Source organism: Asticcacaulis sp., assembly GCA_024707255.1.
Taxonomy (GTDB): Bacteria; Pseudomonadota; Alphaproteobacteria; order Caulobacterales; family Caulobacteraceae; genus Asticcacaulis.
This window is the reverse complement of sequence record JANQAC010000001.1, coordinates 92,518-104,672: the sequence shown is the minus strand read 5'-3', so window position 1 is coordinate 104,672 and position 12,155 is coordinate 92,518. Positions and strand designations below refer to the sequence as shown.

6 protein-coding genes are annotated in these 12,155 nt (G+C 59.4%); all 6 read left to right on the top strand.

The genetic code is table 11. From position 1 onward, the window contains the following. Window positions 1–387: 387 nt before the first annotated feature. The 6 genes from NVV72_00430 (at window position 388) to NVV72_00405 (ending at window position 12,154) form a co-directional block, all read left to right on the top strand. Window positions 388–3,123, top strand: coding sequence for a TonB-dependent receptor (locus NVV72_00430; protein MCR6657864.1), 2,736 nt, complete (start codon window positions 388–390; stop codon window positions 3,121–3,123). A gap of 279 nt (window positions 3,124–3,402) precedes the next feature. Further along, complete coding sequence (locus tag NVV72_00425) at window positions 3,403–5,019, top strand: alpha-L-fucosidase (protein MCR6657863.1); 1,617 nt, start codon at window positions 3,403–3,405, stop codon at window positions 5,017–5,019. A gap of 143 nt (window positions 5,020–5,162) precedes the next feature. Beyond that, a complete protein-coding gene (locus NVV72_00420) occupies window positions 5,163–7,712 on the top strand; it encodes a glycoside hydrolase family 2 protein (GenBank protein ID MCR6657862.1) in 2,550 nt (849 codons plus the stop codon). Continuing rightward, the gene (locus NVV72_00415; GenBank protein ID MCR6657861.1) at window positions 7,712–8,083 is read left to right on the top strand and encodes a hypothetical protein; all 372 of its coding nucleotides are present in this window, start codon (window positions 7,712–7,714) and stop codon (window positions 8,081–8,083) included. Before NVV72_00420 ends, NVV72_00415 begins: the two co-directional genes overlap by 1 nt. After that, window positions 8,044–10,293 (top strand): glycoside hydrolase family 3 C-terminal domain-containing protein, encoded by a 2,250-nt coding sequence (locus tag NVV72_00410; GenBank protein MCR6657860.1) that lies wholly within the window; start codon window positions 8,044–8,046, stop codon window positions 10,291–10,293. The genes NVV72_00415 and NVV72_00410 overlap by 40 nt, the downstream gene beginning before the upstream one ends. 10 nt (window positions 10,294–10,303) lie before the next feature. After that, a complete protein-coding gene (locus NVV72_00405) occupies window positions 10,304–12,154 on the top strand; it encodes a beta-galactosidase (protein ID MCR6657859.1) in 1,851 nt (616 codons plus the stop codon). The last annotated feature ends 1 nt before the right edge of the window (window position 12,155 follow it).

Sequence of the window (12,155 nt, the reverse complement as noted above, 5' to 3'; positions counted from 1 at the left end):
AATTTGTATATCAAATTTCAATAGGTGGCGTCGCCGGAAAGGATATGACAACGTTAGACTTTGGTCTCTTTCCTTCACGAAATATGACATATCTACAAAACTAGGATTTGACGTATTTCTGATTTTATATGTAAGAATTATTTCACCAGTGGCTATTTACCGGGGAATTTTGGTACTCAAAAGGTATTGGCGATGGCTCAAACGAGTAGTTTGCATACGTCTTGAAGCGCTTCCGCACGTTGGACAGTTGGAGAAATAGGGAATGAAACTAAAATCTTATGCATTGATCACGACCGCCCTCACGGGCGTGATGATTGCGGGGGCGCTTATGCGCAGGACACCACGGCCCCCGCCGCGACCGCGGATAACGACACCGCGCAGGAAGTCATTGTCGTCGGCGTCCGCAAATCCCTGCAGAAATCGCTCAACGTCAAGCGCCGCGCCTCGGCGCACATCGACGTCATCACCGCTGAAGATGTCAGCAAGTTCCCGGACGTGAACGTGGCGGAATCGCTGTCGCGCCTGCCGGGCATAACGGTTGACCGTTCCGGCGGCGGCGAAGGCGAAAAGATCGCCATCAACGGTATCGATTCGCGCCTGATCAACGTGTCGCTGAACGGCAACCCGCTGGCCACGGCCGACTCGGGTGCCAGTGATCACGACAACGGCCGCAGCTTCAACTTCTCGAACCTGGCGCCGGAACTGATCGGCAATGTCGAGGTCTACAAGACCACCGAAGCCCGCCTGGAAGAAGGCGGCATCGGTGGTACGGTCATCGTCAATTCGCGCCGCCCGCTGTCGCTGCCGAAGAATACCTTCACCGTCAATTACAACTACAACATCAACGAGCGTAACAAGGAAAAGGATCCGCGTTACTCGGTCTTCTACAGCACCAAGGATGACAGTGGCCGCTTCGGCCTGCTGTTCAGCTACGATTACAACAAGTCGGTCCTGGGCAGTGGTCAGATCGGTGCGTCCTACCAGTCGGTATGTAATGCCGCACACTGGGGCGGTTGTGAAGATGATGGCAGCTTCAGCGATCCGGCCTCTTTGCCGACGGTGAGCAGTGGTCCGGCCCTTAATGCCGACATGCTTGTGCCTACTTATATCTCCCTGTCTTCCGGCCTGGAAAATCGTGAGCGCAAGACCTATCAACTGGCCTTGCAGTTCAAGCCGAGCGACGACCTGGAATTCAACCTGACGGGTACGCGTATCAACAGCGATTATTCCAGCTATCAGCAGACCTTCGAGACGGATCTGAGTGTCAACTGGAATGAAACCAATCCATATTACACGCGTTACCTTAACGACGTTTATGAGGGTGGTGTAAGGGTTCACAAAGTTGGGGACGTGATAACGGACGCCAACGGCAATAATCTCTATCCGACGAAAATGTCTTCGGTGACGACCAATGAAGCTGGCGTCACGGGCGGAACGGGCACTATGGCTGTCCGGATGGATGAATACTACAAGCGCTCCATGCTCAACACGTCCAGCTATAACCTGCAGGGTAAGTGGACGCCGGGTATGTGGACGGTGCAGTCCGATATCGGCACCACCAAGGCGACCGGCGGTTCCGATCCGGAATATTACCTGAGCTTCTATGGTACGGATTCCGGTAGCTGGGCCATGAGCCCGGATGGCATCACGCTTAACCTCGACAAGCCGGCCTCTGACCCGACGCTTTTCGCCACCCGCAAGGTAGGCGATCAGGCTGGCTTCGTGAAGACCGCCGTAACCACCGACCAGATCGACTACGCCAAGTTTGACTTCAAGCGTGAAGTCGAATGGGGACCGGTCAACGAGATCCTGTTTGGCTACCGCTATCAGAAGCACACCAACGTCAATAAGCCGCACTTCTTCAATACGGTGTTTGATGTCACCGGCACCATGGCTGATTTCGAAACCGCGCTGAGTGATCCGGCCCTGGTCGATGGTCTTGGCGCAGGCGGTGACCTGCTGTCCTATGTTTCGATGACGCAGCAGGCCGTTATCGACTACTCGATCGCCAACAAGAGCCCTGGTAATGCCGCCGGCGATTACCGTGATGCCGGCAATTTCTGGGATACCTCGGAAAAGACTGACGCGGCCTACGTCCAGGCCAATTTCCGATCCGGCAAGTGGCATGGCGACTTCGGTGTACGTTACGCCAAGACCGAAAACCGCCAGACCTATCGTTCGACCATGGACTACTATCCGTGGGACGAGGAAATGATCACGCTCGACAAGAGCTATGATGATATCCTGCCGTCGTTCAACGCTGCCTACGACCTGACCGACGACATGATGATCCGCTTTTCGGCAGGCAAGGTCATGTCGCGTCCAACCTTCGCCGATATGTCCGGCCAGGTCGAATACAGCCTTGACCGTTACAGCCAGATCGATCCGAGCCTGCAAAAGTTTGGCGGCGTTGGCGGTAATCCAGACCTTCAGCCTTACCGCGCCACCAACTACAGCGCGTCCTATGAATGGTACTTCGCGCCGAACAGCCTGTTCAATGTCGACCTGACCTACAAGGACGTCGAATCCTATATCGTCAAGAAGTATACCTTCGTTGATGTGACGTTGCCGAGTACAGCGCTGGATTACTGCCAGGGAACGGTCGGCCGTGAATGTAACCGCGTTGAGAACATGCTGATCTATGCCCCGTTCAACGGCAGCAATGCCAAGATCCCGGGCATTTCGGTCGGTTACCAGGGCGACCTGTGGTATGGCTTCGGCATTCAGGCCAACGTGACCTTCCTGGATCAGCAATATGGTTCCTACACCGACCAGTACAACACGGGCGGTGGCAAGCTGGCCATGCCGTATCTGTCGCGCTGGAGCTATACGGTTTCGCCCTATTATGAAAAGGGTCCGATCCAGGCCCGTGTTTCCTACACATACCGCAGCAAGTACAATACTGCCTTGGGTAGTGACACCGTACCTCCGAGCTATGTTGACGGCTGGGGCCAACTCGATGCATCGGCGTCCTATAACGTGAACGACCACCTGTCGTTCAACGTGGCAGCGCAGAATGTGCTGGATGATCTGCAACATCCTTACACCACAGGCGGCCTGCCGCAGGGCTGGAGAAAGTACGGCACGCGCATTACCTTCGGCGTGACCTACAAGATGCAGTAACGACTTCCTCCCTCCGGTCCTGCTTTCCGAGGACCGGAGGGAGTTCCATGTTCCGGTTCGGTCGCCCCGAACCGCCTTGCCGGCCCGACAGGCCGCGCCGGTTCCCTCCCTGAACGGCGAATGTGTTCCTGTCCGGCTGTTCCGATTTGTGTGTGTCATCGGATCAAGAAGGCATCCGGCCAGGCCGGAACATTGCGCTGCATTCGAAGACGGGGCACTGTCCCTGGCTTCGAATGCGTCGCAGCGTTTATTGACCCGATTTGCCTGCCGGAGACTGCCATGACCGCCAAACACCCCTCGATGTCGCGCCGTGGTCTGTTGCTGGGAGGAGCGGGGCTGGGTGTCGCGCTTGGACTATTCAGTCGGGCCTTTGCCGCCACTAACGACAATACCACGCCCGATGAGCGTGACGCGCAGTGGCTGAAGGCCACACAAAAATATGCCCCCGAGCGCAAACGCTGGCTGGCCGCCGTGGACAAGGGCGACAGTGACGGACCGTTCCGCGCGGACTGGGCGTCTCTCCAGAATTACAAGGTGCCGCAATGGTATGCCGACGCGAAGTTCGGCATCTTCATCCATTGGGGCCTCTATTCCATACCGGCCTTTGTCGGCGAATGGTATTCGCGCAACATGTATGTCCAGGGCAGCCCGGAATACGAACACCATATCAAAACCTATGGGCCGCACACGCAGTTCGGCTACAAGGATTTTATCCCGCAATTTACGGCATCCGCCTTTGATCCGGCCAACTGGGCGCAGCTCTTCGCCGATGCCGGGGCGCGCTATGTCGTGCCTGTGGCCGAACACCATGACGGCTTCTCGATGTATGACAGCCATCTTTCGGACTATACGGCGGTCAAGATGGGGCCGAAGCGCGATCTGCTGGGCGAAATCAAAAAAGCTGTAAAGGACAAGGGCCTGCATTTCGCCTTGTCGTCGCACCGTGCTGAACACGACTGGTTCTTTGATGGCGGCCGCCAGTTCCCGTCGGATGTTTCCGATCCGGCCAATGCCGGGCTTTACGGACCGGCGCAGGATCGCCTGGCCGGCAAGGACGACCAGGACCTGTTCGGCGACTACACACATGTGTCGCAGGCCTGGCTTGATGACTGGCTGGCGCGCCAGGCCGAGCTGGTCTCTGCTTACGATCCGGATCTGGTCTATTTCGACTGGTGGATCGGCCAGCCAGCCTTCCGCAACACCCTGCCGAAATTCCTCGCCTGGTACTACAACAAGGCGGCCAAAGAGGGCGGCTCGGCTATCGTCAATTACAAGCTGGGTGAATTTGCCGACGGTGCCGGCGTGCTCGATATCGAGCGCGGCCAGGCGCCCGGTATTCGCAGCGATGTCTGGCAGACCTGCACCTCGATCAGCGACAAGGCCTGGGGCTATATCGAAAACGATACCTACAAGTCGCCGGCGCAACTGGTTCACCTGCTGGCCGATGTCGTGTCAAAAAACGGCAATCTGCTGCTCAATGTCGGGCCTCATGCCGATGGCCGCATCCCTGAAGCGGCGCGCGACAGTCTGATGCAGATGGGGGCGTGGCTGAAGGTCAACGGCGAGGCCATCTACGGTACGCGCCCGTGGATCGTCTTTGGCGAAGGCCCAACCGAAACGGCCTCCGGCACATTCGCTGAAAGCAAGGCGAAGTCTTACACCGCTCAGGATTTCCGCTTTACGGTCAAGGACGGCGTGCTGCACGCCATTGAGATGGCGCGGCCGGAAGGGGAGGTGACCATCACCTCGGTGCGCAGCGATTATCCGGTGAAAAAGGTGATGTTGCTGGGCAGCGATGCGTCGGTGACCTTCCGCCAGGATGCCCACGGCCTGAGCTTAAGCCTGCCGGCCGGCGCGCCGGAGCAACTGGCCTATGTGTGGCGCATCGAAACCTGACGCCGCTTTCCGAACGCCGGCGGGCGTCAAATCCAAATAATAAGACCGGAGTGAAACCATGCTGACAACGACCCTCCGCGGCCTGGCCGTTACCACGGCATTGTATTGTCTAGCCGGGGGGCGCCTTTGCAGCCGCCCCCAGCGTGCAGGTGCTGGACCAGAACTGGACTTTCCGACTGTCGCCGGAAGACGCGAGCATCCATCCGGAAGCGGCTGGCTGGTTGAAAGCAACGGTCCCCGGTACGGCTCAGACCGATCTGATGGCGCTGAAAAAGCTCCCCGATCCATACCTGGCGGATAACGAAGGCAAGGTGCAATGGGTGGGGCTGTCGGACTGGCAATACCGCTCCGAAGTGACCGTCTCGCCTGAGACGCTTAAGCGCGACCATGTCGAGATGGTGTTCGAGGGGCTCGATACATTTGCTGAGGTGCGCGTCAATGGCACGGCGATCCTGAATTCCGACAATATGTTCCGCACCTGGCGTGTCAATGTGAAGAGCCTGCTGAAGTCCGGGGTCAATGTCGTCGAGGTCGATCTGAAATCGCCGCTCAAGAAGATGAAGCCACTGGTCGCCGACATGCCCTATGTCATGCCGGGCGCCTATGACTCGCTGTGGGGCGATGAGCCGCTGGGCCGCAATTCCTCCACCTATGTGCGCAAGGCCGGCTATCAGTACGGCTGGGACTGGGGCCCGCGCGTGGTGACGCTCGGTATCTGGAAGCCGGTGAAGATCGAGGCGTGGGATGAGGCCCGCGTGGATGACTTCCATGTGGCTCAGGTTCATCTTGATGATCAGGTGGCGGCGGTCAATGCGGTGGTCGATATCCAGTCGAGCAAGGTAACGCCTGCTCAGGTGCGCGTCGATATCACCGCGCCCGATGGCACGACCCAGACGGTAACGCAGGATGTCAGTCTGTTCGCCGGCAGCAACCCGGTTAGCCTGCCGGTGCAGATCAGGAACCCGCAGCGTTGGTGGCCGGCGGGCTATGGCAAGCCCAATCTCTATATCGTCAAGGCGACCGTCACGCAGGACGGCGATGTTATCGGCGAATGGACGCGCAAGATCGGCCTGCGCACCACGGAAATCCGCCGCGAAAAGGACCAGTGGGGCAAGAGTTTCGAGATCGTCGTTAATGGCGTGCCGATCTTCGCCAAAGGCGCCAACCTGATCCCGTTCGATATGTTCCCGACGCGCGTGACGGCGGCCGAACAGGACCGGATGCTGCAATCGGCGGTCGACGCCAATATGAACATCCTGCGCATTTGGGGCGGCGGCACCTATCAGGATGACCACGTCTATGACAAGGCCGACGAACTGGGCCTGATGATCTGGCAGGACTTCATGTTCGGCGGCGCCATCATTCCCTATGACCGCGATTTCCGCGAAAGCACGCGCATCGAGGCGGTGGAGCAGGTGAAGCGCCTGCGCAATCATCCGTCGATCGTGCTGTGGGCCGGCAATAACGAGGTCCAGACCGACTGGGAAAACTGGGGCGCCGGCACCGATGCGCTGAAAACGGGGGTTTCACCGGAAGAACGCGACAGGATCGTTATCGGCATGGTGCGGATGTTCGATCAGGTGCTGCGGGGCGCGGTTGATCAGAACGCGCCGGGCACGCCTTACTGGGCGTCATCGCCCTCCACCGACTATGACGGCGCGGCTGACCAGGATAATGATGGCGACCGCCACTACTGGAAGGTCTGGGGCGGCAAGCCGGTCGAGGAATATCTCAATGTCACGCCGCGTTTCATGAGCGAATACGGCCTGCAATCCTTCCCGGACATGGCGACGATACGGGCCTTTGCCTCGGAAAAGGACATGGCGCCGGAAAGTCCGGTCATGCGCGGCCACCAGAAGTACGACAAGGGTAATGGCAATAAACGCCTGCTGCTCTATATCCATAACAACTACGGCGAGCCGAAAACCTTCGCAGATTTTGTTTATCTCAGCCAGTTGATGCAGGCCGATGGCATCGAACTGGCAGCCACCCATCTGCGCGCTGCCCGTCCGCAAACCATGGGGTCGATGTACTGGCAGCTCAACGATGTCTGGCCGGGCGCCTCCTGGGCCAGTATCGACTATTTCGGCCGCTGGAAGGCGCTGCAATTCCGGGCGAAGCGTTTCTATGCACCGCTGTCGGTCAGCCTGCTGCGTAAGGATGGGGTGAGCGAAGCGCATATCCTCTCTGACCTGACGACCGAAAAGACACTGAACTGGCGTCTGCGCACACTTGATCTGACCGGCAAGGTGCTCGGTGAGAAGACCGGCTCAATTACAATCGCTCCGCTGTCCAGTCCGCTGATCGGCACGTTCACAGACGCCGACCTGCTGGCCGGCGGCGACGCCAGGACGACGCAGGCCGTGCTGGAACTGCTGGATGGCGATAAGGTTGTGGCGAAAGTCTTCGGTTATGCCGGCGCCACGAAGACATTGGCCTGGACAGATCCGAAACTGGTGACGGTGATCAAACCGGCGGCCGGCGGCTATGATGTGACTGTCAGCGCCAAATCCGCCGCACGCGGGGTGTGGATCGACGTCGGCGACCTTAAGGCCGACCTGTCGGACAACAGTTTCGACATGACCGGCGGCGAGGCGGTGACCGTCCATGTCACGACCGATGCGCCGCTTGCGAAACTCAAAAAAGCGCTCAAGGTGCGGTCGTATTTTGGTTCGGCGACGGTGTTCAACTGATGCGTATACTCTCGATATCCCTCCTGTTGACCGCCGCGAGTATCCCCGCGGTGGTTGCGGCGAAACCGGCGGCGGCCCCCAGTCCGCCGCCGGTCGTTCGCCAGATGACACTTGATGAGAAGGTCGGCCAGCTTCAGGCGGCAGCGCCCGCCATCCCGCGCCTCGGCGTCACCGCCTATAACTGGTGGAACGAAGGGCTGCACGGGATCGCCCGTATCGGCGACGCGACCGTCTTCCCGCAGGCCATCGGTCTGGCGGCGACCTCGATTCGGACCTACTGCACAGCATCGGTGATACGGTCTCCACCGAAGCGCGCGCCAAGTTCAATGGCGTGGGCGCAGACAAGGATCACGGCCGCTATCAGGGCCTGACCATCTGGTCGCCCAATATCAATATCTTCCGCGATCCGCGCTGGGGCCGGGGCCAGGAAACCTATGGCGAGGACCCCTACCTGACCGGCCATCTGGCGACCGCTTTTGTGGAGGGTTTGCAAGGGCCCGATCCGGCGCACCCTAAGACCATCGCCTCGGTCAAGCACTTCGCCGTCCATTCCGGACCAGAAGCCGGCCGTCACGGTTTCGATGTCGATGCCTCGCCCTATGACCGGGAAGCCACCTATTTGCCGGCTTTCCGCCAGGTGGTGACGGTCGCCAAGCCGGGCTCGGTGATGTGCGCCTATAATGCCTTGCACGGCGTGCCGGCTTGCGCCTCTGCGGATTTGCTCGATGGCCGCCTGCGCCAAGACTGGGATTTCAAGGGCTATGTCGTCACCGACTGCGACGCGGTCGAGGATATGTACGCCTTCCACTTCTATCGCCCGACGCCGGAAGAAAACGCCGCCGAAGCGCTGAGGGCCGGCACCGATCTGAATTGCGGCACCTATTTCAGCCACCTGAAAACGGCGGTTGACAAGAAACTGGTCACGTCCACCGACATCGACACCGCCGTGACCCGCCTGTGGGATGCCCGCACGAAGCTAGGCCTCGATGGCGCGCCCAGCCCCTACAGCACGATTTCACCGTCCGCGCTCCATACCCCCGAAGCCGCCGCCCTGGCGCTTAAGGCAGCACGCGAATCGATCGTCCTGCTAAAGAATGATGGCGTCCTGCCGCTAAAGCCGACCGCCCGGATCGCCGTCGTGGGGCCCAATGCCGATACACTGGAAATCCTGCAGGCCAATTATCATGGTACAGCCATTGATCCGGTGACGCCGCTGACAGGCCTGCGCACCGCTCTGACGGCGGATCGTGTCGCTTACGCGCAAGGCAGCAACATCGCCGAGGGCGTGGCCATTCCCATTCCGGAAACCGCGCTTTCGACCGGAAAGACAGCGGGCCTTACCGGCGAATATTTCGACAATTCCGATTTTGCCGGTCAGCCGGTGCTGACCCGTATCGACAGGACGGTCAATCTCGATCTTTACAATACGGTGCCGGTGAAAAGCTTGGAAAATAAGGCTTACAGTGTGCGCTGGACGGGGTATCTGTCTCCCCTCGCTGCCGGTGATTACCAGCTCAAAATCTATACCGAGCGCTGCTGGGAATGTAATAATCAGCACGACACCGTCACCCTCTACGTCGATGGCAAGCCGGTGATCACCGATACCGGCGACGGCAAGTCTCTGGAAGCCAGCCTGCATTTCGATGACGTCAGGCCGCATCCGATCCGGCTGGAATTCCGCCATGTCGGTCAGGACTGGGGTGTGCGTCTGCAATGGCAGGCCCCGGCGGAGGCACAGGTGGCCGAGGCGGTGAAGGCCGCAAAAGATGTTGATGCTATCGTCGCTTTTGTCGGCCTGTCACCGGATATCGAAGGCGAGGAATTGCAAATCCTGGTCGATGGCTTTGATCGTGGCGACCGCACCGATTTGGCCCTGCCAGCCCGACAGGAAGCCTTGCTCAAGGCGATGAAAGCCACCGGCAAACCGCTGATCATCGTCAATCTCTCCGGCGGAGCCGTGGCGCTCAACTGGGCGAAGGTCAATGCCAATGCCCTGCTACAAGGCTGGTATCCAGGCGAATCCGGCGGGACGGCCATCGCCGAAACCCTGCTGGGCCAGAACAATCCTTCGGGCCGCCTGCCGGTCACCTTCTATAAGTCCGTGCAGGATTTGCCGCCCTTTATCGACTATCGTATGGACGGGCGCACCTACCGATATTTTAAGGGAGAAGACCTCTATGGCTTCGGCTACGGTCTGAGCTACACCACCTTCGGCTACAGCGATATCCGCCTGTCGAGCCCGACCCTTGAGGCCGGCAAGGGCATGACGGTCAAAGCGAAAGTCACCAATACCGGCGCGGTTGAAGGCGATGAAGTGGCGCAACTTTACCTGACGCCGCCGGCCAATGCGCAAGGTCTGAAATACAGCCTCGTTGGCTTCAAGCGGATTCATCTAAAGCCGGGCGAAAGCGCGGAGGTGTCCTTCGATCTGACGCCGCGTGATCTGAGCACGGTCGATCGCGCCGGCAATCGCACACAGATCGCCGGTGACTACGCCCTGTTCGTTGGCGGCGGCCAGCCGTCGACCGCCGGAGTGAGCCACAATCTGACCCTCACCGGGTCCTATCAACTGCCGAAATAGAGTGAATATGATGACGACACGCAGAGATTTCCTCACTGCCCTGACCGCCGCCGGTATCGCCACCAGCGGTCTTGTGCCCGCCGGCGCGGCAATGGCTGCCGATGCGCGCTTCACCATCAAGGGGGACGATTTCCTGCTCGATGGCCAGCCGTTTCATATCATGGCTGGTGAGATGCACTATCCGCGTATTCCGCGCGAACTGTGGCGTGACCGCCTGAAGAAGCTGAAGTCGCTGGGGCTGAATACGCTGTGCACCTATATGTTTTGGAACGCGCATGAAAAGCGGCCGGGACAGTATGATTTCACCGGCAACCTCGATATCACGGCCTGGATAAAAATGGCCCAGGAAGAAGGACTGTGGGTGCTGCTGCGGCCAGGCCCTTATGTATGCGGCGAATGGGACAATGGCGGCTATCCGGCCTGGTTCCTCAATGACCCGGCGATCAGGCCGCGCTCGCTCGATCCGCGCTATATGGGACCTGCCGGTGACTGGCTGAAGCGCCTGGGCCAGGAGGTCGCCCATCTCGAAATCGACAAGGGCGGGCCGATCCTGATGACCCAGGTGGAGAACGAATACGGCTCCTATGGCAATGACCTCAGCTATATGCGCGCGGTGAAGGACCAGATCCGCACCGCCGGTTTCAACGGTGCGCTCTACACGGTCGATGGCGCGGCGGTAATCGAGAACGGCGCCTTGCCGGAGCTGTTCAACGGCATCAATTTCGGCACTTATGACAAGGCGGAAAAAGAATTCGCCCGCTACGGCCAGTTTAAAAAATCCGGCCCGCGCATGTGTACGGAACTGTGGGGCGGCTGGTTTGATCATTTCGGTGAGATGCACGCTTCCATGCCGATCCCGCCGCTGATCGACAGCCTGAAATGGATGCTCGACCAGAAGATATCGATCAGTTTCTACATGGTGCATGGCGGCACCTCGTTCGGCTTCGACGCCGGCGCCAATTACGACCGGAAAACCAAGACCTACCAGCCGGATATTTCGAGCTATGACTATGACGCCATGCTCGATGAGGCCGGGCGGCCGACGCCGAAATTCGAGGCGGCCAAAACCTTGTTCCAAAAGTACCTGCCAGCCGAGCGTTTCGCCGCCCTGCCGGCGCCGGAAGAGGCACTTGAGATCAAGCGTTTCCGTCTGACGGAATCAGCGTCCCTGAGACAGCTTCTGGGCAAGCCGGTCACGGCGCCGTCGCCCAGGATGCTCGAACAAATGGGTCAGCCGCATGGCATGATCCTCTATCGCCACACGGCCACGACCGCGCTTTCGGGCACCCTCAGCTTCGGCGAAGTGCGCGACTATGCGCAGGTTTCGGTGGATGGTGTCCCGGTCGGCACGCTGGACCGCCGCAATCATGAAGCGGCGCTGGTGATCACGGCTAAAAAGGGCGCAGCCATTGATGTGCTGGTCGATACAATGGGACGCATCAACTATGGCGACCAGATCGGTAAGGACCAGAAGGGCCTGATCGGTGAGGCAAAGCTCGGCGACAAGACGCTGACGGGCTGGGATCATTACAGTCTGCCACTGGAAGACCTGAGCGGGCTCAAATTCGACACGGCTCACATAGATGGTCCGGCCTTTTATCGCGGCACGTTCGAGACGACTGAGACCGGCTACACCTTCCTCGACATGCGCGGCTGGGGAAAGGGCTATGTCTGGATCAATGGCCATAATCTCGGCCGTCACTGGTCGGTCGGGTCGCAGCATGCCCTGTTCGTGCCGGCGCCCTGGCTCAAGGTGGGCACGAATGAGGTAGTCGTGCTTGACCTGCATGACGGCGCCGAGCGGACCCTGGCCGGCGGCAAGAACCAGATCTGGGATCGTCCCGGACTGGTGGAGGCATGAG